Origin of the sequence: Neorhizobium alkalisoli (genome assembly GCF_002968635.1) — a bacterium.
Taxonomy (GTDB): Bacteria; Pseudomonadota; Alphaproteobacteria; order Rhizobiales; family Rhizobiaceae; genus Neorhizobium; species Neorhizobium alkalisoli.
The window spans coordinates 39,472-65,078 of record NZ_PVBN01000001.1; the positions used below are offsets into that span (position 1 = coordinate 39,472).

The following is a 25,607-nucleotide window of genomic DNA, read 5'->3' on the forward strand; positions in this document are numbered from 1 at the left end:
CAATAGGCGGCGCTATTTGGCTGGTCGTGAATTTGGCGGGAAAAGCGCGCCGCTTGTAATCTCCCCCCTTGTGGGGGAGATGGCCGGCAGGCCAGAGGGGGGCTGGTTCGCGAAAGCCGATGTTATTTCGCACAATACAATGAGCCCCGCCCCATGAGCCTTGTCAGAAAATTCGCGACCGTCGGGGGGGCGACGCTCGGCAGCCGCATCTTCGGTTTTGCGCGTGAGACGCTGATGGCGGCGGCCCTCGGCACCGGACCGATGGCCGATGTCTTTTATGCCGCCTTCCGTTTTCCGAACCTCTTCCGGCGCCTGTTTGCAGAGGGCGCCTTCAATGCAGCCTTCGTGCCGCTCTTCTCCAAGGAGATCGAGGCGAACGGCATAGAAGGCGCCAAGCGGTTTTCGGAAGAGGTCTTCGGCGTCCTGTTTTCGGCCCTGTTGATCATCACCATCGCCATGGAACTGGCCATGCCCTGGCTGGTGGAGTGGGTGATCGCGCCGGGTTTTGCCGACGACCCGGAGAAAACGTCGATCACGATCCGCATGGCTGCGGTGATGTTCCCCTACCTCATGTGCATGTCGCTGACGGCGATGATGAGCGGCATGCTGAATTCGCTGCATCATTTCTTTGCGGCGGCGATCGCGCCGGTCTTCCTGAACGTGGTGATGATCGCGGCGTTGTTTTACGGGCTCTGGATCGGCGCCGACCCGCTGACCATCGCTTGGTATCTCTCCTGGAGCGTGCTGGTTGCCGGCATCCTGCAATTGGCTGTGGTTTATGTCGGCGTGCGCCATGCCGGCATCAATATCGGCTTCCGTCGGCCGAAGATGACGCCGAACGTCAAACGCCTCCTAGTGCTCGCCGTGCCCGCAGCCGTGACCGGCGGCATTACCCAGATCAACCAGATCATCGGCCAGGCGATTGCGTCCGGCAAGGAAGGCGCGATCGCGGCACTTCAATATGCGGATCGGATCTATCAGCTTCCGCTCGGCGTCGTTGGCGTTGCGGTCGGGGTCGTCCTGCTGCCGGAACTCGCAAGAGCCTTGAAGGCCGGTCATGTGAAGGAAGCCACCAACACGCAGAACCGGTCGATCGAATTCGTGCTGTTCCTGACGTTGCCGGCCGCCGCCGGAATCTGGATACTGTCGGAGGCGATCATCCGTGTGCTCTACGAGCGCGGTGCCTTTTCTGCTGATAATACCGCCGTCGTGGCCTCCATTCTTGCCATTTACGGTATCGGACTGCCGGGCTTCGTGCTGATCAAGGCGCTGCAGCCGGGTTTTTATGCCCGTGAGGATACCAGGACGCCGATGCGTTTCACCATGATCTCGGTCGTCCTCAACACTGTCCTGGCGATCTCGCTCTTCCCGCTGATCGCCGAACGCGGCATCGCAACCGCCGAGGCCGCCGCCGGCTGGATCAATACCACCTTGCTCTTTGCGACGCTTCTCTGGCGCGGCGACCTGACCTGGGAATGGGCGCTTGCGAAGCGCCTCGGCCTGCTGCTCGCCGCCACCGGCATCATGTCGGCAGCGCTTGTCTACGCGCTACCCTATGCCGGACCGTGGCTGGCTCCCGAAGTTTCCCTGCTCTATCAGGTCGCAGCCCTCGCCGTCCTCTTGGTGCTTGCCATGATCGTCTATTTTGCCGCCGCTTTCCTGATCGGCGGCGCTGATATCGGCATGATCCGGCGGAACCTGAAGCGGAAGCCGAAGGGCGGTTAGCCTCTCGACCGCCGTCCGCAATGCACCCAGCGCCGCTTCGGGCCGATGTCGACGTGGACGATGCCGTTGCAGTAGCGTCCGATGCCGCCGATACCCGGGGCGCCGGATGCCGCCGCGAGGATCGCTCGTTCCGAAACGCCGGGCACGCGGATATCCGCCGCGTAGCAATGGCTATGCTGAGATCGGCCCGAGCGCGGCCTATGGCCGGACGTCACCATCGGTTTTCGGCCGGTCTGCTTCGCGATATGGGCAAGAATGGCTCCGAGTTTTTCCGGAAAACAGTTCGTCCGGACACTCACCCGTTGCACGGTATAAAAGGCAGTATAGTCGTGTCTGAAAATGTTGCCTCGGCGTTTCTGGCTTTCGCCAGCTTCTGCGTTCACATTGAACCCAAGTGCCACAAGGCAGGTAAGCGCGACGCGAAAAATGATGCGCATGACATCCCCCGAGATGAGACCGTCGTTCATGACGGATTAACCGTGGTACGGGGTGAGTATTTCTTTTCGAAAAGAGGCGCGAGTAAGGAGGCTTTTGCTCAAAAATGGGAAAGTATCTGCCTTAAAGGCTAACAGGCGTTAATCTTTTCGGATGAGGTGGAGCAAGAAAATTCCCCTTTATAGGTATGGACGCGGAAAACCCGATGCCGAAAGTGGTAGATGGATCGGCTCTCCTTTTCCGCGGGCAAGGGATGGATTTCGCGGCCCTGGCGGCGGCCGGCGCTCGTTGCCGGAGGTAGTGGGAGAAATTTCTTCCCCTTTTTATCCCCCTCCTTCGAACCTGGGCCAATACTATGGGCGTCCTGCTTCGGCTACACCGGCCTGCATTACCGGCGAGGCGGGACCGGTGCCCTGGCGAGCTGCCGTTGATGCAGGCGGATCATCGGGGGCTGCGCAGAAAATGGTCCCCCTCTCGCCTGAAAAGGCGGGGCGTGCGTGTGTCGCACACAACCCGGCTTGGATCTGCAAGGAAACCAGGCCGCCGCAGAGGGACCGGAGTTGCGCGGAAAAACACACCGAACGGGACACGTCGCGTGTCACCTATAAAACTTAAATCGAGGCACCCTACGTGTCCCGGCCGAAACAAAAAATGCGACATCACCAAGGGATGAGTCTGCCTTGAAATAAAGGCTTGGCCCCCTTGATCCTGCATCCTCCGCCGTGCATAAGCCCGCGCGTTAGCAACATGGCCCTTTGGGCCTGGGGCCCTCCACCAGCCTATCGAGGACGATATGAATTCTTTCAAGCCGCTTGTCTTTTCCGGCGTTCAGCCGACCGGCAATCTCCATCTCGGCAACTATCTCGGAGCAATCCGCAAATTCGTGGCGCTTCAGGAAAACAACGACTGCATCTATTGCGTCGTAGACCTGCATGCGATCACCGCCCAGCTCGTTCATGACGACCTGCGCGGTCAGATCCGCTCGATTGCCGCCGCCTTCATCGCTTCGGGCATCGACCCGAAGAAACATATCGTCTTCAATCAGTCTGCCGTGCCGCAGCATGCGGAACTGGCCTGGGTCTTCAACTGCGTCGCCCGCATCGGCTGGATGAACCGCATGACCCAGTTCAAGGACAAGGCCGGCAAGGATCGCGAGAATGCCTCGCTCGGCCTGCTTGCTTATCCGAGCCTGATGGCGGCCGACATCCTCGTCTACCGCGCCACCCACGTGCCGGTCGGCGACGACCAGAAACAGCACCTGGAGCTTGCCCGCGATATCGCCCAGAAGTTCAATATCGACTTCCAGGAGAAGATCCGCGCGACCGGCACCGGGGTCGACATGGTCGTCGGCGAGGAGCCGATCCACGGTTATTTCCCGCTGGTCGAACCGCTGATCGATGGCCCGGCGCCGCGCGTCATGTCGCTGCGCGACGGCACCAAGAAAATGTCGAAGTCCGATCCGTCGGATCTTTCGCGCATCAACCTGATGGACGAGCCGGAAGAGATCGCCAAGAAGATCCGCAAGGCCAAGACCGATCCGGAAGGTTTGCCCAGCGAGATCGAGGGGTTGAAGGGCCGCCCGGAAGCAGACAATCTCGTCGGCATCTATGCAGCGCTCGCGGACAGGACGAAGGCGGATGTGCTTGCCGAATTCGGCGGGCAGCAGTTTTCCGTCTTCAAGCCGGCGCTTGCCGATCTCGCCGTGCATGTGCTTGCGCCGATCACCGCCGAGATGCGGCGGCTTTTGGGCGACACGACTCACATCGATGCGATCCTTCGCGATGGCGGCGAGCGCGCCCGCACCCGGGCCGAGAAGGTCATGGGCGAGGTTTTCGATGTTATCGGCTTCCTGAAATAAGGTAGTCGTCACGCAAAGATTGCATACCCGCCACGGCTTTGCGGCGGGTTTTCATTTTCCGCTGTTGGTATAAGTTTGCCATCACGACCGCTTCGGTCGTGAACCGGCGAAGAGGAGGGAGCATGGTATCAAAACGGCTTTCTCGGCTTGAAGGGCATCGTCGCAAGTTCATGGCGGTCATTGATGGCACGCCGGAATGCGAAAAGGCCGTCCATTATGCCGGCCGCCGCGCCAAGAATTCGAATGGCGGCCTGGTTCTCCTGTTCGTGATCCCTGAAGGCGACTTCCAGCAATGGCTCGGCGTCGAGCAGATCATGCGCGCCGAAGCGATGGAAGAGGCCGAAGCCATCATGGCGAAAGCGGCGCAGCGGGTGCGTGAGACGATCGGCATCGATCCGGAAATCGTCATCCGCGAAGGCAGCGCCACCGAACAGATCAATCAGCTGGTCGAGGAAGACCGCGATGTGGCGATCCTCGTCCTTGCTGCCGGTTCCGCCAAGGAAGGGCCGGGACCGCTCGTATCGTCCGTCGCCGGCCGGGGGGCTGCCTTCCCCATCCCCGTCACCGTGTTACCGGATACACTGACGGATGAAGAAATCGACGCCCTCTGCTAGAGCAATTTCAGGAAAAGTGCCTAGCGGTTTTCCATTGGAGTTGCGTCAAAACAAAGAGCCCGCTTGACCCTTAAGTGGTAAAGACGCACTTGAACCAAAAGATGATACGGCTTATCTTCTTTTGAAGAGTTCTAAATTTCAGGGGCGACATCGCCCGGGAGAAACAAAATGTTCATTCAGACGGAAGCCACGCCCAATCCGGCGACCCTGAAGTTCCTGCCGGGCAAGGTGGTCATGGAAAAGGGCACCGCTGATTTCCGCAATGCCGGAGAGGCGGAAGTCTCGCCGCTTGCCGCCCGTCTCTTCGCGATCAACGGGGTGAACGGCGTCTATTTCGGTTACGATTTCATCACCGTCTCCAAGGAAAGCGCCGACTGGCAGCACCTGAAGCCTGCGATCCTCGGCTCGATCATGGAACATTTCATGTCGGGTCAGCCGGTCATGGGCGGCACGTCGACGCTTGCCGAAGTCTCGGACGAAGAAGGCGAGTTCTTCGACGAGGACGATGAAACCATCGTTGCGACGATCAAGGAATTGCTGGAGACGCGCGTTCGTCCGGCCGTCGCTCAGGATGGCGGCGACATCACCTTCAAGGGTTTCCGCGACGGTACGGTTTATCTCAACATGAAGGGCGCATGCTCGGGCTGCCCGTCCTCGACGGCCACGCTCAAGCACGGCGTGCAGAACCTGCTGCGCCATTTCGTTCCGGAAGTACAGGCGGTCGAGGCTCTCTGAGCCTCAGCTGACCCTTTCGCATGATCGTTTTGGCCATTGACACCGCCGGGGTGGATTGTTCCGCCGCGCTGTTTGACAGCGCGGAGGGTAAGGTCCTGTCTATCATCACGGAAACAATCGGCAAAGGCCATGCCGAACGCCTGATGGCGGTGATCGATCAGGCGCTTGCCGGCGCCAATCTCCAGCTCGAAAGGGTGGACCGGATTGCCGTCGTCATTGGCCCCGGCTCGTTCACCGGAATCCGGGTGGGGGTTGCCGCAGCGCGTGGCCTTGCCCTGGCTCTCGGCATAGGCTCCGTCGGCGTGACGACGCTGGAGGTTCTGGCCCGCAGCTATCTGGCGGATCATCCGGAAAAACAGGTTGTTGCCGCCATGGATGCCAAGCGCGGCGAGATTTATGCCCAGGCATTTTCCGGCGACGGTACGGCCCTCAACCAGGCGGCGGCGCTTTCTGCCGAAAACGTGGCTGAGCTTGCCCGGTCTTTTTCCGCCGTCGTCATCGGCTCCGGCGCGGCCACTTCTGCCGGCAGCGGCGAAGGTGCCGGTTCGGATCGCTTCGACATCGCCATGGTGGCCCGGATCGGGGCGGAAAAACCACTGGATATCAGCCGCCCGAAACCGCTATATCTTCGTGGACCCGATGCGAAGCCGCAGACCGGATTCGCGCTTGCTCGCTCATGACCACCTGACTGCCCGATGTTCGACGATTACCTGAGCTGGAAGCCCTTTTTTGAAATCGTGCCGATGGAGGTCGGCGACTGCTCGGAAATGTCCCAGCTGCACGGTCAGCGGTTTCCGCGCCAGTGGAACGACGGCGAGTTCCAGAACCTGCTTCTGCAGCAGAGCGTTTTCGGTTTCGTCGCCCGTCAGACCAATGCCTTCTTCTCGAGGCCGCTCGGCGGTTTTGTCCTGTCGCGCGAGGCGGCGGGTGAAGCGGAAATCCTCACTTTGGTGGTGAACGAGAAGTTCGGCAGGCAGGGGCTCGGCTGGCGGCTGATGCAGGCCGCCCTCAGGGAAGCCGCGACGCGCGGCGGCGAGAACATGTTCCTCGAGGTCGAGGCTGCAAACTGGGCGGCGGTCGGACTTTATCGCAAGCTCGGTTTCGAGAAGGTTGGGGAGCGACCGGCCTATTATGCGGGGACGGATGGGACGCGATCCACGGCGCTTGTCATGAGCCGCGTTCTTCGTTAGTCCCTAGTCCCAGACTGGAACGTTTCGGGACCAAACGACATGACAGACCTTTCCAAAACCCTGGAGGAGCTGTGTGCGGAAAAGGGCATGCGGATGACGGACCAGCGCCGTGTGATCGCCCGTATCCTGCAGGAATCCGCTGACCACCCGGATGTCGAGGAACTTTACCGTCGCTCTTCCAAAGTCGATCCGCGCATCTCGATTTCGACCGTCTATCGCACCGTCAAGCTGTTCGAGGATGAGGGAATCATCGAGCGGCACGACTTCCGCGATGGCCGCTCGCGTTACGAAACCGTGCCTGAAGAACATCACGACCACATGATCGATCTCACCACCGGCAATGTCATCGAATTCCGCTCGGCGGAAATCGAGGCGCTGCAGGAGCGCATCGCCCGCGAGCATGGCTTCCGTCTCGTCGGCCATCGGTTGGAGCTTTACGGCATCCCGCTCGACAAGGACGATAAGTGATAACCTGGCTGCGGATCGGCCTCATCGTCATCGCCCTCTTCGCGGTCACGCTGATCCTTTTGCCGTTCCAGCTCGTTGGCCTCCTCTTCGATCTCAAGATCCGGCGTCGTGTCCCGCGCTACTGGCACAGAGCCGCCTGCTGGCTGCTCGGCATCCGTATTCACCTGCACGGGCATCTTGAATATCGCCGGCCGCTGATGCTCGCCGCCAACCATGTGTCCTGGAAGGATATTCTGGTGCTCGGCGCGGTGGCGGACGTTGTCTACATCGCAAAGGCGGAAGTTGCCGATTGGCCGATTTTCGGCACGCTGGCAAAGCTCCAGAAGAGCATCTTTGTCATGCGCGAGCAGAAGCGCCGAACGGGAGAACAGGTAAACGAGATCGCCGAGCGGATGAAGGCGGGCGAGATCGTGGTGCTTTTTCCCGAGGGCACGACGTCAGACGGCAACCGGCTCATGGAGGTGAAGTCGTCGCTCTTCGGTGCTGCTGCGGCCGCCGCGCCCTATACGTCCGAAGGTGTCGTGCATGTGCAGCCGGTGGCGCTTGCCTATACCCGCGTGCACGGCATGGCGATGGGGCGCTTTCACCGGCCGATCGCGGCCTGGCCGGGCGATATCGAGCTCGTCCCCCACCTGATGGGCGTGCTGAAGGAAGGCGCGCTCGACGTCGACGTGGCCTTCGGTGAAACGGTCGATTTTCGCACCGGCGACAATCGCAAACATTTGAGCCAGGCGATTACCAGCCGCATCCGGCGCATGCTGATCAGGCACCTGCGCGGCCGCGACTATGAAAGCGTGTAGGAAATGCTTCATTTCCGGGCTCTCTTGCGCTAAAGAGCCCGCATGAACGAACACGTCTCCCTCGCAGTCCCGGCCGATGGGCCGCCAGCGCGTCAGAATGAGCGCAGCAACAGCCGCAAGGTCTTCATCAAGACCTATGGCTGCCAGATGAATGTCTACGATTCCGGCCGCATGACCGATGCGCTGGCGGGCGACGGGTATGTGGCGACCGAAGAGATGGGTGAGGCGGACCTCATCCTCCTCAACACCTGCCATATTCGCGAAAAGGCGGCCGACAAGGTCTATTCCGCTCTCGGGCGCCTGCGCGACATGAAGAAGGCGAGGGCGGCCGAGGGCAAGGAATTGATGATCGGCGTGACGGGCTGCGTCGCGCAGGCCGAAGGCGAGGAAATCCTCCGTCGTGCGCCCGCCGTCGATGTCGTCATCGGCCCCCAGACCTATCATCGGCTGCCGGAAGCGCTGAAGCGCGCCCGGGCCGGAGATCGGGTTGTCGATACCGAATATGCGGTCGAGGACAAGTTCGAACATCTGCCGGCAACGGAAAAGGCGAAGATCCGCGCCCGCGGCGTGACCGCTTTCCTGACGGTGCAGGAAGGCTGCGACAAGTTCTGCACCTTCTGCGTGGTTCCCTATACGCGGGGTTCCGAGGTTTCCCGGCCGGTGCAGCAGATTCTGGACGAAGCCCAACGCCTGGTGGACGCCGGCGTCCGCGAGATCACGCTTCTCGGCCAGAACGTCAACGCCTGGCGCGCCGAAGGCGCAAAGGGCGAATGGAGTCTCGGCGATCTGCTCTACCGGCTTGCGGAAATCCCCGGTCTTGCCCGGCTGCGTTACACGACCAGCCATCCGCGCGACATGGACGACAAGCTGATCGAGGCACATCGCGATCTGCGTGCGCTGATGCCCTATCTCCACCTGCCGGTGCAGGCGGGATCGGATCGCATCCTGAAGGTCATGAACCGGCGCCACACGGCAGCGGAATATCTCCGCCTCATCGAGCGCATCCGTACTGCCCGTCCGGATATCGCGATGTCCGGCGATTTCATCGTCGGCTTTCCGGGAGAGACCGATCAGGATTTCGAAGACACGCTTCGCATTGTCGAAGACGTAAACTATGCGCAGGCTTACTCGTTCAAATATTCGACCCGTCCCGGCACTCCCGGTGCGGATATCTCCGATCAGGTTCCCGAGGATGTGAAGGCCGAAAGGCTCGAAAGATTGCAGGCCCTGCTCTTGAAACAGCAGGCTGAATTCGCCAAATCCTGCGTTGGAAAGGTCATCGACCTGTTGCTGGAAAAGCCCGGCCGCATGCCCGGACAGGTTATTGGACGTTCTCCGTGGCTCCAGTCTGTGAATGTTGATGCAAAAACATCGCAAATCGGTGACATTGTTAAAGTGCGAATCAGCGGAACCGGCCCAAACAGCTTGTTTGCCGAACCGGCAGAGAGTTTAATCGGGCCCTGAACCAAGAATAGGAGCTTGCCTGCTTGAACGGACATGAATTGGTTTCTTCACCCGCGCGCCAACCCCGATCCGCCGTGACCGACGCCAACCACTTTGTCCTGACGTTCGAGAACAATAGGTTCGCAAGCGAGCTTTTCGGCCAGTTCGACCAGAATTTGAAGCTGCTCGAGGAGCGGCTGCATATCGATGCTCGTCCCCGCGGCAATTCGGTCGCCATTTCCGGTGACTTGATCGCCACCAACCAGGCTCGCCGAGCGCTGGATTTTCTTTACGAACGGCTTCAGAAAGGCGGTTCTGTGGAAGTGTCCGACGTTGAAGGCGCTATCCGCATGGCGCAGGCGGCCGACGATCAGCTCACTCTTCCCACGTTGGAGCGTAAAGCCAAGTTGTCGATGGCTCAGATTTCTACCCGCAAGAAGACGATTGCGGCTCGCACTCCCACCCAGGATGCCTATATGCGGGCGCTGGAGCGGTCGGAGCTTGTTCTGGGGGTTGGGCCTGCCGGTACCGGCAAGACCTATCTTGCTGTCGCCCATGCCGCCCAGCTTCTGGAGCGCGGCGCTGTCGACAAGATCATCCTCTCCCGCCCGGCCGTCGAAGCCGGCGAGCGCCTGGGCTTCCTGCCCGGCGATATGAAGGAAAAGGTCGATCCCTACCTCAGGCCTCTGTACGATGCGCTCTACGACATGATGCCGGGCGACAAGGTGGAGCGGGCGATCACCGCCGGCGTCATCGAGATTGCGCCGCTCGCCTTCATGCGCGGCCGGACGCTTGCGAATGCCGCGGTTATCCTGGACGAGGCTCAGAACACCACGTCGATGCAGATGAAGATGTTTCTGACGCGTCTGGGCGAAAATTCCCGGATGATCGTCACCGGCGATCCGAGCCAGATCGATCTGCCGCGTGGCGTCAAGTCGGGACTGGTGGAGGCGCTGCAGGTGCTGAAGGGCGTGGAAGGCATTTCCGTCATCCGCTTCAAGGATACCGACGTCGTCCGTCACCCGCTGGTCGGCCGCATCGTCAAGGCCTATGACGCGCAATATGCCGTTCACGAGGAAAGCGAGGACTTCGATCGTTGAGATCGAAGCCGCAGCTCATGCCGAGTTTGGATATCCAGATCAGCGTCGAAGACGAGGGTTGGCTCGATGAGCCGGCCCTTTTGGCTCTGAGCGAAAAAACCCTCGGTGCCGCCGCCAAGTTCCTCTCGAAGGAAGAGGCGCAACCGTTTCCGAAAACCGCGCCGGAGCTCTCGCTGGTCTTCACCGACGACGCCTCCATCCGGGAAATCAATGCGGAATGGCGCGGCAAGGACAAGCCGACCAATGTTCTGTCTTTTCCCGCGTTTCCGCTGGCGCCGGGCAAGATGCCGGGGCCGATGCTCGGTGACATCGTCATCGCACGCGAGACTGTCGAACGCGAAGCGGTTGATCTTGACAAGACTTTCGAGGATCATCTGACCCATCTGCTGGTTCACGGTTTCCTGCATCTGTTCGGTTACGACCACATGCAGGTGGACGAAGCGGAGAAAATGGAAGCGCTGGAGACTCGCATTTTGGCGAAGCTCGGCCTATCTGACCCCTATGCGGGGCAGGACCCGATAGTATAGTATTGGACCTATGAACGATTTTTCGAGCAATGTTGCCCGCGAGGGCAAGGACGCCGACACCAGTTCCTCGGAAGAGGGCAGTAGTCCGTCACGATCCGAACACCAGCCCAGATCGCATAATTCATTCTGGTCGCGCGTCCTCAGGCTGCTGCGTCCGTCGCAAGGCGAAAAGCTCCGTGAAGATCTCGCCGACGCGCTGCTGACCGATACCAATGTCAGCAACGCCTTTTCGCCCGAGGAGCGGGCGATGCTGCACAATATCCTCCGCTTCCGCGAAGTTCGCGTCGAGGATCTCATGGTGCCGCGCGCCGATATCGAAGCGGTCGACATGAACATGACGATCGGCGAATTGATGATCCATTTCGAGGAGACCGGACGTTCGCGCATGCCGGTTTACGGCGACAATCTCGACGACGCCCGCGGTTTTGTGCATATCCGGGATCTTCTTTCCTATCTCGCAAAGCAGGCCCGCAACAAGCGGCGCGTCAGCGCGCGGGCTGCGCCGGCCCAGCCGATGCCGCTTGCAACCGACAAGCCTGAAAAGGTGGAAAAGCAGGTTCGCACGCCGAGGCCGGCCTTCGATCTCGGCCGCGTCGATCTCGAGCAGACGGTAGCCGAGGCCGGGCTCATCCGGAAGATCCTGTTCGTGCCGCCATCCATGCTGGCGTCCGATCTGTTGCAGAGCATGCAGGCGGCGCGTACGCAGCTTGCGCTCGTCATCGATGAATATGGCGGCACCGACGGCCTCGTCTCGCATGAGGATATCGTCGAGATGGTGATCGGCGATGTCGAAGACGAACATGACAATGAGGAGGTCATGTTCTCCCGCGCCGGCGAGGATGTTTTCGTCGCCGATGCCCGCATCGAACTCGAGGAAATAGCCAAGGCGATCGGCTCGGATTTCGACATCCGGGATCGCCTGGACGACGTCGATACCCTGGGCGGCCTGATCTTCTCGGCTCTGGGCCGCATTCCGGTCCGTGGAGAAGTGGTACAGGCGGTGCCAGGCTTCGAATTCCAGATCCTCGACGCGGATCCCCGCCGCATCAAGCGCGTGCGCATCATGCGCAAGCGCGCTCTCGCCCGCCGCCGTCCGAAGGGCGAGGGAGACCTGCTTCTTACCGACCAGACGGCGCCCGCTGTATTGCCCCCTCCATCAACCCGCGAGGCGGACCGGCCTCATCAATAAGCAAGCCGAGGCGTTCGGTCTCTTTGGCTCACGACAAGTCGGCCGTTTTTTGGAAGACTGCGGCGGCTGATTCGGGGAAGAAGGGGACGATATGGAGCGGCTGGCGGGCAGGATCATGCTTCTTTGGGGCTTTCCGCGCGTCATCGTCGCTTTTCTTGCCGGGGCTATCGGCGCCCTAGCCCTGCCGCCGGTTGGATTCTTCGCGACCTTTTTCGTCTCCTTCACGTTGCTCGTCTGGCTGTTGGACGGTTCGACCGGCAATCCGGCAGGCGGGGTTTGGCCGCGCTTGCGCGCCGACTTCCTGCTCGGCTGGGTTTTCGGCTTCGGTTATTTCGTCGCTGGTCTCTGGTGGCTCGGCAACGCGCTTCTGGTGGAGGCGGAGGATTTTGCCTGGGCGCTGCCGCTGGCGGTCCTGGGGCTGCCCGCCTATCTCGCGCTGTTTTATGGGCTGGCGACCTCGGTCGCCCGTCTTCTCTGGTCTGATGGCGTGGGCCGGATTGCCGCGCTCGCGTTCAGCTTCGGTCTGGCGGAATGGCTGCGCGGCTTCGTCGCGACCGGGTTCCCCTGGAATGCCATCGGTTATGGGGCAATGCCCATTCCCCTGATGATGCAATCCTCGGCAGTGCTGGGGATCGGCGGCGTCACTGTCCTCGCCGTCTTTGTTTTCTCCGCGCCGGCCCTGATCGGCACGCGAAAAGGCATGCGTATCGGCTTGGTGTCGGCTGCGCTGCTGTTCTTCGCGCATCTCGGCTTCGGCGGTTACCGGCTGTACATCGCCGACCGGATTCCCGCACCGGCGGCCGCAAGCCAGATGACGGTCCGCATCGTTCAGCCGGTGATCGATCAGGCACGCAAGCTTGACGATACCGAGCGCGCGGCGATCTTCGAGGAACATCTTTCTCTTTCAGCCCTTCCGCCCCAAAATGGCGGCAAGCGGCCGGACATCGTCGTCTGGCCGGAGACGTCCGTGCCGTTCATCCTGACCCAGAATCCCGACGCCCTGAGCCGAATTGCGGAAGTTCTTGAGGACGGGCAGGTCTTGATAACGGGGGCGGTGCGTTCGGAAGATGCAGGCGCAGGGCTCGCACCGCGCTTCTACAATTCCATCTATGCGATCGACAGCGACGGGCAGATCATATCCGCGTCGGACAAGGTGCATCTCGTGCCGTTCGGCGAATACGTCCCTTACGAGGATCTGCTGCGCAATATCGGCATTCCCGATGCAATCGCCATGCCGGGCGGCTTCACGCCGGCGCCCGCGCGGGCTCTGTTGACGCTGCCGGGAGGCAGAACTTTCTATCCGCTCATCTGCTACGAGGCGATCTTTGCCGACGAGATCGGCAGTGACGTCGAGCGGACCAGCGCGTTGCTGAATGTCACCAATGACGGCTGGTTTGGCGCCACTCCCGGCCCGTATCAGCATTTCCAGCAGGCGCGAATCCGCGCCATCGAGAGCGGCCGGCCGCTGATTCGTGCCGCGAACACCGGTATTTCCGCAGTCGTCGATCCCTACGGAAGAATAGTAGCCGGTCTAGGTTACAATCAAAAAGGCGTGATGGATGCAACCGTCGGAAGTGATCCTGTTCCTCATTGGGATAGTAATACGCGCCTAAAATACTTCTGGTTGCTTATGGCGTCTATGTCGCTGATTGCAGCGATCTCGCGCGCTGGTTTTAATTTTCGAAAGAATTGACCAAAAACCCCTAAAAATGCATAGTGGCTTGAGCCTCTCGTCGTGCCCGTTATGCTTCCCAGGTTGAGCTTGTTGTGACCAACTCACGAAGTGTATCTTACACGCAGACCGGGTTATGGGGATTGAACAGCAAACTCGACAGGACGTCGTTATGATTGAGAATAAGAAGAAGCCGAACCCGATAGATATTCATGTCGGGAGCCGGATTCGCCTTCGCCGGACCATGCTCGGAATGAGCCAGGAAAAGCTGGGCGAAAGCCTCGGGATCACCTTCCAGCAGATCCAGAAATACGAAAAAGGTACCAACCGCGTCGGCGCGAGCCGCCTGCAGAACATATCGAGCATCCTGAACGTCCCTGTCTCGTTCTTTTTCGAAGATGCTCCGGGTGACCATTCCGGCCAGAGCGGCATGGCCGAAGCGTCCAGCTCGAACTATGTCGTCGATTTCCTGTCTTCCGCGGAAGGCCTGCAGCTCAACCGGGCTTTCGTGAAGATCGCAGACCCGAAGGTGCGGCGGCGTCTGGTGGATCTGGTCAAGGCGCTTGCGGCGGAAGCCGAGACCGAGTGAGGCGAATCGCCACAACTGCTTAAAAGCGGCCTTCAAGGCCGCTTTTTTGTTGGTTATTTGCTGGATCCGTCACTGCAGGATTTGTTAGGATGCACACATAAAGATATATTTATGTGGTTGTACGCTTGTTTTTGGGCGCGAAAATCACTACACAGAGCCGTATCTTTCTTTGAGGGGAATCCCGTAATGCGCGCTAGCTACCTGTTCACCAGCGAGTCCGTTGCCGAAGGCCATCCGGATAAAGTCTGTGATCGTATTTCCGATGAAATCGTGGATCTTGTCTACCGCGAGGCCGCCAAGACTGGCGTCGACCCGTGGACGGTCCGCATCGCCTGCGAAACGCTCGCGACCACCAACCGCGTCGTGATCGCCGGTGAAGTCCGCCTGCCGCTGAGTCTGATGAAGAAGGACAAGGACGGCAACGACGTCATCAATCCTTCCAAGTTCAAGTCCGCTGCCCGCAAGGCGATCCGTGATATCGGCTACGAGCAGGACGGGTTCCACTGGAAGACGGCGAAGATCGACGTGCTGCTGCATTCGCAGTCGGCCGACATCGCACAGGGTGTGGACAGCGCCGCCGACAAGCAGGGCGACGAGGGTGCCGGCGACCAGGGCATCATGTTCGGTTACGCCTGCAAGGAAACCCCGGACCTCATGCCGGCGCCGATCTACTATTCGCACAAGATCCTTCAGCTTCTCGCCGCTGCCCGCAAGAAGGGCGAGGGCGATGCGGCCAAGCTCGGCCCCGATGCCAAGAGCCAGGTGACCGTGCGTTACGAGAACGGCAAGCCCTCCTGCGTCGATTCGATCGTTCTTTCGACTCAGCATCTCGACGAGGCCTGGGATTCCAAGAAGGTCCGCCAAGTGGTGGAACCCTATATCCGCGAAGCGCTCGGTGACCTGAAGATCGCCGAAGACTGCAAGTGGTACATCAATCCTACCGGCAAGTTCGTCATCGGCGGTCCGGACGGTGATGCAGGCCTGACCGGCCGCAAGATCATCGTCGACACCTATGGCGGTGCGGCACCCCATGGCGGTGGCGCATTCTCCGGCAAGGACACGACCAAGGTCGACCGTTCGGCTGCCTACGCTGCCCGTTATCTTGCCAAGAACGTGGTTGCTGCCAGCCTTGCCGACCGCTGCACCATCCAGCTTTCCTATGCCATCGGCATCGCGCAGCCGCTGTCGGTCTATGTCGACCTGCACGGCACCGGCAAGGGTGTCACGGAAGACCAGATCGAAGCTGGGATCCGCAAGGTCATGGATCTGTCCCCGTCGGGCATCCGCCGTCACCTCGACCTCAACAAGCCGATCTACGCCAAGACCTCTGCCTACGGCCACTTCGGCCGCAAGGCCGGCCGCGACGGTTCCTTCTCATGGGAGAAGACCGACCTCGTCAAGCCGCTGAAGGATGCGCTGAAGGAAGAGACGCTGGAAGCCGCCTGATCGGCCTTTGCAGATCGCTCAAGAAGACTGTAAAGCGGGTGCCTCGCAAGCGAGACGCCCGCTTTTATCATAAGAGACAGCCCATGACTGAACAGCAGCACCCCAGTCGCGCCACCGAAGCCTTTTTCGGCCGCCGCAAGGGAAAGCCGCTTCGCGAGCGGCAGGCGGAAGGCATGGCGACGCTGCTGCCAGCCTTGAAGCTCGATCTACAGAGCGAAGCCCCGGCAGAGCTGTCCGAACTTTTCCCTGTCTCGGTGAAAGAGCTGCGGCTGGAGATCGGCTTCGGCGGCGGCGAGCACCTGGTTCATCGCGCCCGGGAAAACCCCCAGACGGGCTTCATCGGCATCGAGCCCTTCGTCAATTCGATGGCGAAGCTTCTGTCACGGGTCGACGAACTGGGGCTGAAGAATGTCCGGGTTTATGACGATGACGCCACCCAGGCGCTGGACTGGTTGCCGGACGCATCGCTCGATCACATCGATCTGCTCTATCCGGACCCTTGGCCGAAGCGGAAACACTGGAAAAGGCGGTTCGTCTCGCAGGTCAATCTCGACCGCTTCCACCGCGTATTGAAGCCGGGCGGCATGTTCTGCTTTGCGTCCGATATCGACACCTATGTCAACTGGACACTGATCCACTGCCGCAACCACGGCGGCTTTGAATGGCTGGCCGAACAGTCATCCGACTGGCTGACACCCTTCGCCGGCTGGCCAGGTACGCGATACGAAAACAAGGCCCGCCGCGAAGGCCGTTCCTCGGCCTATCTGACGTTCCGCAAAGTCTGAAGGTCAGTGCAGGCTGACGGTCTTCAGATCGTCTTCAGCAGCTTTGAAAAAGGTGCTGGAGCGGTTGTCGGTCAAGAGGATCGGCGTGCCATCGGCGCCGAACAGAGCCCAAAGATCAAGAGTGGGATCGATTTCGGGGGCTTCGGGGAAACAGCGGGACACCTCGTCCGACCGCATCTTGCGAATATATCCGACCTCTCCAGCGCCCAGATGAGCAAGTTCGGACTGCGTCAAACGCGTATTCGCTTCTTTCAGGAGCATTCCAGCCTCCATGGTGAGGATGCAACGGCATTACCGCCGTTGACCTACTCTGAGACGGAAATGTTAATTTTTCGCACCATACGGGCGGGTTCCGGACGGATCAGATCAATTGAGAGAAGCCCGTTCTTAAGCGTGGCACCGGAAACCTGCATTCCATCGGCCAGCACGAATACACGCTGGAACTGGCGGGCCGCGATGCCGCGATAGAGGTAATCCCGCTCGGCCTGCTCAACCTGACGACCTCGGATGACGAGCTGGTTTTCCTCGGTCATCACATCGAGGTCCGCCTCGGAAAAACCGGCAACCGCAAGCGTGATGCGCAGGCGCTCCGGATTGCCGGCGGCATCCGCGCGAACCCGTTCGATATTGTAGGGAGGATACCCGTCGTTTGCCTTCGCAAGGCGCTCGAGGGTCTTTTCCATGGCGTCGAAGCCCAGAAGCAAGGGGCTCGCAAACGGCGTTATTCGGCTCATTATCAGTCCTTGCGACAAGCGACCCTGCCGACGCCCGGAAGTCGGCGCGCCAGCTCGAAAAACTATATGGGGAGCGGCGGCAGAGACCGCAAGGATTATGAGGCAGGTCCCGAGAGGGTTTGATCCGTCAGTTGTCCATACTTGACAAGGCCTTGCCCGGAGGCCAACAAACCGCAACAAATGAAGGGGCTATAGATGCAGCGCAGAAAGATCATTATCGATACCGACCCCGGCCAGGACGATGCAGCAGCGATCATGTTGGCCTTCGCAAGCCCCGAGGAGCTCGAGGTGCTGGGGCTCAGCGCGGTCGCCGGGAATGTGCCGCTTTCCTATACGAGCCGCAACGTGAGGCTTGTCTGTGAGCTCTGCGGCAGGCCGGACGCCCCGGTCTATGAAGGAGCGCAAAAGCCGACGGTCCGTCCGCCGGTGACGGCCGAGCATGTCCATGGCCGGACGGGCCTCGACGGCGCCGAACTGCCGGAACCGACCATGTCGGTTCGCGATCAGCATGCTGTCGATTTCATCATCGAGACGCTCCGTGCAGAACCTGCGGGAACAGTAACGCTCTGCACCCTTGGCCCGCTCACCAACGTGGCTCTGGCGCTGCAAAAGGCTCCGGACATAGCTGCGCGTGTCAAGGAGCTCGTCATGATGGGTGGCGGCTTCTTCGAAGGGGGTAACATCACGCCGGCGGCCGAATTCAACATCTTCGTCGATCCGGAGGCGGCAAAGACGGTCTTCTCCTCGGGCATGCCGATTGTCATGATGCCGCTCGATGTGACCCACCAGCTTCTCACCACCAAGGCACGCGTGGCGAAGATCGCCGCGTTGGGCACGCGGCCGGCGCAAGTTCTGGTCGATTGGCTGGCGTTCTTCGAACGGTTCGACGTGGAGAAATACGGTTCCGACGGCGGGCCGCTGCATGACCCCACGGTGATTGCTTATCTTCTGAAGCCGGAGCTCTTTTCCGGCCGCGATTGCAATGTCGAGATCGAGACGCAGTCGGAGCTGACGGTCGGGATGACCGTGGTGGACTGGTGGCGGGTTTCCGGCCGCAAGCCGAACGCCAAAGTCATGCGGGATGTGGATGCCGACGGCTTTTTCGCGCTTTTGACGGAGCGGGTGGCTCGTCTCTGAACTCCGACAAAAAAACCGCCGGAAGCATGACCGGCGGCCTTTCTCGCGTTTGCTTTGGCAATCAGAATTCCTGCCACTCCTCGGCAACCGCTGCCGAACCGTGGGAGACTGCTGCTGCCTTCGGAACCGGCCTGGCACGAGGTGCCGAAGCTGCCGCGTTCATCGGTTGTGGACGGGTCTGAGCCACTTGCTTCGATGCTTTTGGCGCGCTCTGCGCGTGATGACCGGTTGTCTGGGTCGAGACGCGGAAGCGGGCAACGAGCGATCTCAGCGTATCCGCCTCGGAACTCAGCACGGCGCTGGCAGCGGTGGTCTCTTCCACCATCGCGGCATTCTGCTGGGTGACCTGGTCCATCTGATTGACAGCGGAATTGATCTCCTTGAGACCGGTTGCCTGTTCGCTGGCGGAGGCGGAGATCTGGCGGATCAACCCGTTGATCTGCATGACCTGGACCGCGATCTTCTGCAGCGCGTCGCCCGCCCTGCCAACCAGTTCGACACCCTCGCCGACCTGCGTCGTCGAGGCGTTGATGAGCGCCTTGATCTCCTTGGCGGCATTGGCGGAGCGCTGGGCCAATTCACGCACTTCCTGAGCGACGACGGCGAAGCCCTTGCCGGCCTCCCCGGCGCGGGCTGCTTCCACGCCTGCGTTGAGGGCAAGCAGGTTGGTCTGGAAGGCGATTTCATCGATGACGCCGATGATGCGGGAAATCTCCTGCGAGGACTGGGCGATGCCCTGCATCGAGGCGACAGCCTTTTGTACCACTTCGCCCGACTTTTCCGCGTCGTCGCAAGCAAGATTGACGGTCGAGGCTGCGGAGCCCGCGTTTTCGGCACTCGAATTCACCTGGGCGGTGAGTTCGTTAAGCGCGGCGGCGGTCTCTTCGAGGCTGGCCGCCTGCTGTTCCGTCCGGCGCGACAGATCCTGTGCGCTGGACGCAATTTCGCGGGTGCCGTCGCCGATGTTGTGCACGGTGGAGTTGACGGTCGCAATCGTATCCTCGAGGCTCTCAAGAGCCCTGTTGAAATCGGTCTTCAGCTTTGCATATTCGCCCGGAAACTCTTCCTGGACCCGGTAGCCGAGGTTGCCGTTGGAGAGTTCGGCCAAGCCCTTGGCGAGCGACGCCACGATACGCTGCTGCTCGTGGGCATTCGCCTCCCGCTCGTTTTCCGACCGGTTCCGCTCGTTTTCGGCGGCATTGCGTTGTGCTTCGGCCTCGGTCTCCAGCCGGCGGCCATCGGCGAGTGTGTGCCGAAAACCTTCGAGCGACGACGAAAGAGAACCGATCTCGTCGGAACGGTCTTGGCCTTCGACCGGCTTCTCGTAACGGCCCTTGCTGAGGAGATCGACGCTGCCAAGCAGCGCACCCAGAGGACGGCGCACGAACACCGTGCTGCCGAAATAGAGGGTCGCGATGCAGGCACCCATGATGATCACGCCGCCAATGACCATCATCCACGTCTGATCCCGGACAGGTGCGGCAACGACGCTATGCGGCACGTCGAGAACGATGGCCCATGTGGTGTTGAGGTCCGGCACCGTGAAGGGATAGACGACCCGCTCGTAGGCCTCGGGAGCATCGGCAGTCAGGTTGGTGAGGTGCAGAGGCGTATTCGCCTTCAATGCTGCCAGAAGCTCACTGGCCTTTTCGCCCTCCACCGGCTTCATCAGCTTGTCGGCATTGACGGGAACGATCCACTTGCCGCCCTGGGACACGAGAAGAACGCGGCCGGAGCCGAAGGGACGCATGGCCTGCAGCTTCTTCGAAAGCGTAGCAAGCGAGACATCAAGGCCAGCGATGCCGAGGAATTTGGAGCCGGACATGACCGGATAGGCGACCGAGCTCATTGCGGTTGCGTCGCCAGTGGAAGTTTCCACGTAAGGCTGCGTCAGAGAGCCTTTCTTGGAATTGGCAGGCAGCAAATACCATTCCGCCTGGGTATCTATTTCGAAGACGCTGTAGGCGATCTCGCCCGAACGGCTCTTCGTCCAGTAGGGTGCCAGTTCACCCTTCTTGTTGCCGCCCATTTCCTTGTTGCCGACAAGCTCCGCGTTCTTGCCGTCGAACGTGCCGGGAACTTCGGCGAACCAGCTTCCAAACGCGAAAGCGTTCTGCTCCAGGTTCGCTTTGAGCGCGTCGATGACGCCTTTCCGATCGAGATATCCACCCGCATGGCCGCGGCCGATCACGCCTGCAATCGAACGGGCAGCACCGGCAAGCTGGCCGATATCGACGGCGACTTCATTGGCGATCGAGCGGGCTTCGGCCTCTGCCTGCGCCATGGTCAGCGACGATACGCGGTCGCGTGTCTGTGAGATCAGGAAGAGGTTGGAGATGACGAGGACGACGGCGATTGCCAGGCTCGTTACCAGAATGAGTTTGGTGGACAGGGACTTGATCTTGAGCAGAGACATGGGGCGCGCGGCTCGCAACGGAATGACGGGTAAATACACCTGGATCGGAGATTGCCCCTTCATGAGGCTGCCCGCGGAGGGAGAAGCTGGACGCGAAATCGCTGCCGCAGAGGTGCTGGCGTCACCCTAGCTGCGATATGTTAACTTTAACTAAAATCGGATGCATCGGCCGCTGCGCGCCGGCAACACCGTTTGGCGTTGCGTTTCACTCTCAGCCCTGACTGTCCACTTGACCGGCATAAGGGATGGACGGCTGCGCGCCGTGGCTGAGACAAGCAAGCGAACCGGCGACGGCCGCCCGGCGGAGCCCCTTGTTGAAATCCAAGCCCTGTTCGAGGCTTGCAGCCAGATAGCCGCAGAAGGTATCGCCCGCGCCAACCGTATCCACCGGTTCAATCTTGAGGCCCCGGGCTGAAGCAAATCCGCCGTCGCGAATGGCGATGACGCCCTCGGCGCCGAGCGTGACAACCAATGTCTGCCCGGTTTCCGCATGGAGCCTGCCAAGCGCAGCTTTCCGCGCTTCCTGATCGGCCAGCGGTTCGCCGGCCAGCAGTTCGAATTCGGTTTCGTTGGCGACGACGATATCGGCGAGACGCGCAAGCCGTGCCGCGTCTGCCGTCAGAGGAGCGGTGTTGACTATCGTCGTGATCCCTTTGGCGCGAGCAGCCTTCAAGGCGGCCTCCACCGTTGCGGCCGGGATTTCGAGCTGCAGCATCAGGATATCGCCGGACTGCATAGGGCCGACCGCTGCAAGCGCCTGTGCTTCGTTTACGGTGCCGTTTGCGCCCGGGACGACGGCGATCATGTTTTCGCCCGTGCCGCCGACCAGGATCAGAGCCGTACCGGTAGGCTCGCCGACTCGCGCGACCGCAGAAAGGTCGGTGCCGGCCTCCTTGAGGAGCATCAGTGCCTGGGTCGCAAAGTCATCTTCTCCCACGGCGCCGGCCATGTGCACCACGCTGCCTGCGCGTCGCGCTGCAAGCGCCTGGTTGGCTCCCTTGCCGCCGGCCGCGGTCGAAAAGCTCGATCCGGCCACCGTCTCGCCTGGCTCAGGCAGCCGTTCGGTGGTTGCGACAAGATCCATATTGATGGAGCCGAGAACGGTGATCATGCGTGGCCTGCTACTGCTTGTTGAATGCGCGGCACACTGCCCGAGAGGATCACTCCTCGTCAACCACCCTCAACTTCAGAAGCCCGGTCCTGCTTTCGACGACCTTGGTTTGCGGCGTTTCGGCGGGCGTTTCGGATTGTTCCGGCGCCTCGAGTTCCAGCGCTCCGATTTTGGCGCCGCGCCTGCTGAGCTTTTCGCTCGACGTGACGATCTGCTCGACATCTCTCTGGGCCGCCAGGAAATGCCCCTGGAGCTTGCGTGTCCGATCGTCGAGGCGCGTCAAATCTTCCATGAGCAGTGCCACTTCACCCTGGATGAGATGCGCCTGCTCGCGCATCCGCTGATCTTTCAGGACGGCCTGGATGACTTGGATCGACAGCATCAGAAGGGAGGGCGATACGAAGACGACACGCGAGCGCTGCGCCTTCTGAACGACCGTTTCGAAATGCTCGTGGATTTCCGCGAAGACCGACTCGGAGGGGACGAAGAGGAAGGCCATCTCCTGCGTTTCGCCGGGCAGAAGGTATTTCTCGGAAATATCCTTGATGTGGACCTCCAGGTCGCGCCGAAACTGCTGGGCCGCAGACCGGCGTGCTTCAGACGCTGCAGCCTCCCGAAACGCGTTCCAGGCTTCCAGGGGAAACTTGGCGTCCACCACCAGCGGCGGCGCGTTGTTCGGCATCCGGATCGTGCAGTCCGGGCGAGTGCCGTTGGAAAGCGACGACTGGAAGGAATAGGCGCCGAGCGGCAAACCGTCGGCAATAATGGTCTCCATGCGCCCCTGGCCGAAGGCGCCGCGGGTTTGTTTGTTGGACAGAATGGCCTGCAACCCCACCACGTCCTTGGCGAGCGTCTGGATGTTGTTCTGTGCCGCGTCGATCACGGCGAGCCTTTCCTGCAGCTTTCGCAGGTTCTCATGCGTCGACTTGGTCTGCTCGGTGATCGTCGTGCCGATCCGATGCGTCATGCCGTCGAGCCGTTGGCTGACCGCCTGATTGAGCTCCGACTGGCGGGTCGATAGGCTCTCGGCCATCGCCGACAGGCGCCCCTGCATCTCGCTCTGCGCCCGGATGAGCTCGGAAAGCCGAGCGTCTGCTTCCTCAGCCTGTCGCGCGGCGTCCTGCTGCCGGCGGCGGCTGCTGCGCAGAACGAGCACCATGAAAAGCAGGATGACAGCCGCAGCGGCGGCCAAAAACACAACCGTTTGCTGCTGAGCCAAAAGGGGAGAAAGACGGTTGAAGAGATCGTTCATGCCCTCAACCTAACAGATTTTCACAACGTGAAAAGATCAAAACGTGAACATTTGCGGGCGCCGCCGCGCAATTCCTGTTCCATCCGAAAAAGAGTTGCGTTATGGGGAGATCATGACGATCAAGCCGCTGATTATTTTGCCCGACCCGATCCTGCGCCAGGTGTCCAAGCCTATCGAGCAGGTGGATTCCGAAATCCTGAAGCTCGCAGACGACATGCTGGAGACGATGTATGACGCTCCGGGCATAGGCCTGGCGGCGATCCAGATCGGTATCCCGCGCCGAATTCTGGTGGTGGATATCGCTCGCGAGGGCGAAGACAAGAATCCGCAGATCTTCATCAATCCGGAGATCGTCAAATCCTCGGACGAGCGTTCGGTCTATGAGGAGGGCTGCCTGTCCATTCCCGAATATTATGCAGAAGTGGAGCGCCCGGCCGTCGTCACGGTCAAGCATATCGGCCGCGACGGCAAGGAACATCTGGTCGAGGCCGATGGCCTTCTCGCAACCTGCCTGCAGCATGAGATCGACCATCTGAACGGCGTGCTGTTCATCGACTATATCTCCCGCCTGAAGCGCGAAATGGTCATCAAAAAGTTCACCAAGGCCGCCAAGGCGAAGGCCGTCTAAGGCTTGACGCCCAAACGGCCTTCAGCTCGAAGGCGCGCTTTCCGAAAGCGTGAAACGCCATGTCTCTCCGCATCATCTTCATGGGCACGCCGGAATTCTCCGTGCCGACGCTGCAAGCGCTGAAGCACGCGGGGCACCAGATCGTTGCGGTCTATACCCAGCCGCCGCGTCCGGGCGGCCGCCGCGGGCTCGACCTCGTGAAGTCGCCGGTACATCAGGCGGCCGAGCTGCTCGGCATTCCCGTTTTCACCCCGGTCAATTTCAAGGATCCGGAAGAGCGCGAGAAATTCCGCGCGCTGAACGCGCATGTGGCCGTGGTGGTCGCCTACGGCCTGCTGCTGCCGGAAGCGGTCCTCACCGGCACGCGGCTTGGCTGCTATAACGGCCATGCCTCGCTCCTGCCGCGGTGGCGCGGTGCTGCGCCGATCCAGCGCGCCATCATGGCCGGCGATAAAAAGACCGGCATGATGATCATGCAGATGGAGAAAGGCCTCGATACCGGACCGGTCGCCCTTACCAAAGAGGTCGAGATCGGCGAAAACATGACGGCCGGGGAGCTGCACGACAAGCTGATGCTCACCGGTGCGCGCGCCATGGTCGAGGCTATAGACAAGCTTGAAGGCAGCGACCTGCCGCTGACGCCGCAGCCGGACGAAGGCGTGCTTTACGCCGCAAAGATCGACAAGGGCGAGACCCGCATCGATTTTTCGAGGTCCGCGCACGACGTGCACAACCATATCCGCGGACTGTCGCCCTTCCCCGGCGGCTGGTTCGAAGCCGAGATCAACGGCAGGCCTGAACGCGTGAAAGTACTCGCTTCGGAAGTAGCGGAAGGGCAGGGTGAGGCTGGGACTGTTCTTGATGACGCGTTGACCGTGGCCTGTGGCGAAGGCGCTGTGCGGCTCCTGAAGCTGCAGAAGGCGGGCGGCAAGCCCCTGGCGGCGACCGAGTTTCTGCGCGGAACATCAATTCCCGCCGGCACGAGGCTTCTCTGATGCCGCGCTACCGCATGACCGTCGAATATGACGGCACGCCCTATGTGGGCTGGCAGATGCAGGAAAACGGCCATTCCGTCCAAGCCGCTCTGCAGGGCGGTATCTTGTCCCTGACCGGAGAGGCAGTCTCGATCCGCGGTGCAGGTCGGACGGATTCAGGCGTGCATGCCGTGGGACAGGTGGTCCATGCGGACCTTTCGCGCGACTGGAAGCCCTACAAGCTGCGCAACGCGTTGAACGCCCACTTGATGATGGCCGGCGAAAAGGTTTCGATCCTCGACGTCCAGGCTGTGGATGACAGTTTCGACGCCCGGTTCTCGGCCCTTCGCCGGCACTATCTCTACCGCATCTTCAATCGACCCTCGCCGCTTGCGCTCGAAGCCAAGCGTGCCTGGTGGGTGACCCGCGAGCTCGACCACGAGATCATGCATGCGGCCGCGCAGACCTTGGTGGGGCATCACGACTTCACGACCTTTCGTTCCGCCCACTGTCAGGCGACGAGCCCGATGCGGACGCTCGACCGGCTGGACGTGACCCGCACCGGAGATCTGATCGAAATCCGGGCGAGCGCCCAGAGCTTTCTGCACAATCAGATCCGCTCCTTCGCCGGCACGCTCAAATTGGCGGGTGAGGGCAAGATGACGCCAGCCGACGTCCGCGCGGCGCTGGATGCGCGGGACCGCGCTGCCTGCGGACCTGTCGCACCGCCGGAAGGGCTCTACTTTCTGAAAGTGGATTATCCCGGCGATCCCTGACCG

General features: G+C 61.0%; 26 protein-coding genes. 20 read left to right on the plus strand and 6 right to left on the minus strand.

Annotated elements, in window-relative coordinates; translation table 11 throughout:
* Nucleotides 1-153 precede the first annotated feature (153 nt).
* A complete protein-coding gene (gene murJ, locus C5L13_RS00205; protein ID WP_105381271.1) occupies nucleotides 154-1,725 on the plus strand; it encodes a murein biosynthesis integral membrane protein MurJ in 1,572 nt (523 codons plus the stop codon).
* On the opposite strand, the gene C5L13_RS00210 is transcribed toward murJ, so the two are convergent.
* Nucleotides 1,722-2,162: a YcbK family protein gene (locus C5L13_RS00210; RefSeq protein ID WP_105382007.1), complete on the minus strand. Its 441-nt coding sequence runs from the start codon at nucleotides 2,160-2,162 to the stop codon at nucleotides 1,722-1,724. The genes murJ and C5L13_RS00210 overlap by 4 nt on opposite strands.
* Before the next feature lie 791 nt (nucleotides 2,163-2,953).
* On the opposite strand from C5L13_RS00210, the gene trpS reads away from it, so the two are divergent.
* From trpS to trmB, 15 genes are all read left to right on the plus strand, one after another.
* Nucleotides 2,954-4,018, plus strand: a complete 1,065-nt coding sequence (gene trpS, locus C5L13_RS00215; RefSeq protein ID WP_105381272.1) for a tryptophan--tRNA ligase — start codon at nucleotides 2,954-2,956, stop codon at nucleotides 4,016-4,018.
* 122 nt (nucleotides 4,019-4,140) lie between these two features.
* Entirely contained in the window at nucleotides 4,141-4,632 is a 492-nt protein-coding gene (locus C5L13_RS00220; RefSeq protein ID WP_105381273.1) for a universal stress protein, read from the plus strand.
* A 168-nt stretch (nucleotides 4,633-4,800) separates the two neighbouring features.
* A complete protein-coding gene (locus tag C5L13_RS00225) occupies nucleotides 4,801-5,367 on the plus strand; it encodes a NifU family protein (RefSeq protein ID WP_105381274.1) in 567 nt (188 codons plus the stop codon).
* A 20-nt stretch (nucleotides 5,368-5,387) separates the two neighbouring features.
* Complete coding sequence (tsaB, locus tag C5L13_RS00230) at nucleotides 5,388-6,047, plus strand: tRNA (adenosine(37)-N6)-threonylcarbamoyltransferase complex dimerization subunit type 1 TsaB (protein ID WP_105381275.1); 660 nt, start codon at nucleotides 5,388-5,390, stop codon at nucleotides 6,045-6,047.
* A gap of 15 nt (nucleotides 6,048-6,062) precedes the next feature.
* Nucleotides 6,063-6,557: a GNAT family N-acetyltransferase gene (locus C5L13_RS00235; RefSeq protein ID WP_105381276.1), complete on the plus strand. Its 495-nt coding sequence runs from the start codon at nucleotides 6,063-6,065 to the stop codon at nucleotides 6,555-6,557.
* Between the two features lie 39 nt (nucleotides 6,558-6,596).
* Nucleotides 6,597-7,025 carry a Fur family transcriptional regulator gene (locus C5L13_RS00240; RefSeq protein ID WP_105370475.1) on the plus strand — a complete coding sequence of 143 codons (429 nt, stop codon included), beginning with the start codon at nucleotides 6,597-6,599 and terminating at the stop codon, nucleotides 7,023-7,025.
* A complete protein-coding gene (locus C5L13_RS00245) occupies nucleotides 7,022-7,825 on the plus strand; it encodes a lysophospholipid acyltransferase family protein (RefSeq protein ID WP_105381277.1) in 804 nt (267 codons plus the stop codon). Before C5L13_RS00240 ends, C5L13_RS00245 begins: the two co-directional genes overlap by 4 nt.
* 42 nt (nucleotides 7,826-7,867) lie before the next feature.
* Entirely contained in the window at nucleotides 7,868-9,289 is a 1,422-nt protein-coding gene (gene miaB, locus C5L13_RS00250; RefSeq protein WP_105381278.1) for a tRNA (N6-isopentenyl adenosine(37)-C2)-methylthiotransferase MiaB, read from the plus strand.
* Nucleotides 9,290-9,312: 23 nt separating this feature from the next.
* Nucleotides 9,313-10,368, plus strand: coding sequence for a PhoH family protein (locus C5L13_RS00255; RefSeq protein WP_105381279.1), 1,056 nt, complete (start codon nucleotides 9,313-9,315; stop codon nucleotides 10,366-10,368).
* Nucleotides 10,369-10,385: 17 nt separating this feature from the next.
* Nucleotides 10,386-10,895 (plus strand): rRNA maturation RNase YbeY, encoded by a 510-nt coding sequence (ybeY, locus tag C5L13_RS00260; protein ID WP_105382008.1) that lies wholly within the window; start codon nucleotides 10,386-10,388, stop codon nucleotides 10,893-10,895.
* A gap of 10 nt (nucleotides 10,896-10,905) precedes the next feature.
* The gene (locus C5L13_RS00265; protein ID WP_105381280.1) at nucleotides 10,906-12,084 is read left to right on the plus strand and encodes a hemolysin family protein; all 1,179 of its coding nucleotides are present in this window, start codon (nucleotides 10,906-10,908) and stop codon (nucleotides 12,082-12,084) included.
* 91 nt (nucleotides 12,085-12,175) lie between these two features.
* Nucleotides 12,176-13,777: an apolipoprotein N-acyltransferase gene (gene lnt, locus C5L13_RS00270; RefSeq protein WP_105381281.1), complete on the plus strand. Its 1,602-nt coding sequence runs from the start codon at nucleotides 12,176-12,178 to the stop codon at nucleotides 13,775-13,777.
* Between the two features lie 151 nt (nucleotides 13,778-13,928).
* Nucleotides 13,929-14,345, plus strand: a complete 417-nt coding sequence (locus tag C5L13_RS00275; RefSeq protein ID WP_105381282.1) for a helix-turn-helix domain-containing protein — start codon at nucleotides 13,929-13,931, stop codon at nucleotides 14,343-14,345.
* 186 nt (nucleotides 14,346-14,531) lie between these two features.
* Nucleotides 14,532-15,791: a methionine adenosyltransferase gene (metK, locus tag C5L13_RS00280; protein WP_105381283.1), complete on the plus strand. Its 1,260-nt coding sequence runs from the start codon at nucleotides 14,532-14,534 to the stop codon at nucleotides 15,789-15,791.
* A gap of 83 nt (nucleotides 15,792-15,874) precedes the next feature.
* Entirely contained in the window at nucleotides 15,875-16,576 is a 702-nt protein-coding gene (trmB, locus tag C5L13_RS00285) for a tRNA (guanosine(46)-N7)-methyltransferase TrmB (protein ID WP_105381284.1), read from the plus strand.
* 3 nt (nucleotides 16,577-16,579) lie between these two features.
* Here trmB and C5L13_RS00290 read toward each other — a convergent pair whose 3' ends face one another.
* Entirely contained in the window at nucleotides 16,580-16,837 is a 258-nt protein-coding gene (locus tag C5L13_RS00290) for a BQ00720 family protein (RefSeq protein ID WP_105381285.1), read from the minus strand.
* A gap of 44 nt (nucleotides 16,838-16,881) precedes the next feature.
* Entirely contained in the window at nucleotides 16,882-17,310 is a 429-nt protein-coding gene (locus C5L13_RS00295; RefSeq protein WP_105381286.1) for an Hsp20 family protein, read from the minus strand.
* A gap of 195 nt (nucleotides 17,311-17,505) precedes the next feature.
* Here C5L13_RS00295 and C5L13_RS00300 point away from each other — a divergent pair, with 195 nt between their 5' ends.
* Nucleotides 17,506-18,447 carry a nucleoside hydrolase gene (locus tag C5L13_RS00300; protein ID WP_105381287.1) on the plus strand — a complete coding sequence of 314 codons (942 nt, stop codon included), beginning with the start codon at nucleotides 17,506-17,508 and terminating at the stop codon, nucleotides 18,445-18,447.
* 61 nt (nucleotides 18,448-18,508) lie between these two features.
* Here the strand turns inward: C5L13_RS00300 and C5L13_RS00305 are convergent, their stop codons facing one another.
* The 3 genes from C5L13_RS00305 to C5L13_RS00315 all read right to left on the minus strand — a co-directional run bounded on the left by C5L13_RS00305 (nucleotide 18,509) and on the right by C5L13_RS00315 (nucleotide 23,133).
* Nucleotides 18,509-20,863 carry a methyl-accepting chemotaxis protein gene (locus tag C5L13_RS00305; protein ID WP_105381288.1) on the minus strand — a complete coding sequence of 785 codons (2,355 nt, stop codon included), beginning with the start codon at nucleotides 20,861-20,863 and terminating at the stop codon, nucleotides 18,509-18,511.
* A gap of 211 nt (nucleotides 20,864-21,074) precedes the next feature.
* Nucleotides 21,075-21,974, minus strand: a complete 900-nt coding sequence (locus C5L13_RS00310; protein ID WP_105381289.1) for a ribokinase — start codon at nucleotides 21,972-21,974, stop codon at nucleotides 21,075-21,077.
* A 49-nt stretch (nucleotides 21,975-22,023) separates the two neighbouring features.
* Nucleotides 22,024-23,133, minus strand: coding sequence for a DNA recombination protein RmuC (locus C5L13_RS00315; RefSeq protein ID WP_245423223.1), 1,110 nt, complete (start codon nucleotides 23,131-23,133; stop codon nucleotides 22,024-22,026).
* A gap of 205 nt (nucleotides 23,134-23,338) precedes the next feature.
* Between C5L13_RS00315 and def the strand changes: the two genes are divergently transcribed.
* The 3 genes from def to truA are packed head-to-tail and all read left to right on the plus strand — an operon-like array spanning nucleotide 23,339 to nucleotide 25,604.
* The gene (def, locus tag C5L13_RS00320; RefSeq protein WP_105382009.1) at nucleotides 23,339-23,854 is read left to right on the plus strand and encodes a peptide deformylase; all 516 of its coding nucleotides are present in this window, start codon (nucleotides 23,339-23,341) and stop codon (nucleotides 23,852-23,854) included.
* A gap of 59 nt (nucleotides 23,855-23,913) precedes the next feature.
* The gene (gene fmt / locus C5L13_RS00325) at nucleotides 23,914-24,849 is read left to right on the plus strand and encodes a methionyl-tRNA formyltransferase (protein WP_105381291.1); all 936 of its coding nucleotides are present in this window, start codon (nucleotides 23,914-23,916) and stop codon (nucleotides 24,847-24,849) included.
* Nucleotides 24,849-25,604, plus strand: a complete 756-nt coding sequence (gene truA, locus C5L13_RS00330) for a tRNA pseudouridine(38-40) synthase TruA (protein WP_105381292.1) — start codon at nucleotides 24,849-24,851, stop codon at nucleotides 25,602-25,604. Before fmt ends, truA begins: the two co-directional genes overlap by 1 nt.
* Nucleotides 25,605-25,607: the final 3 nt, after the last annotated feature.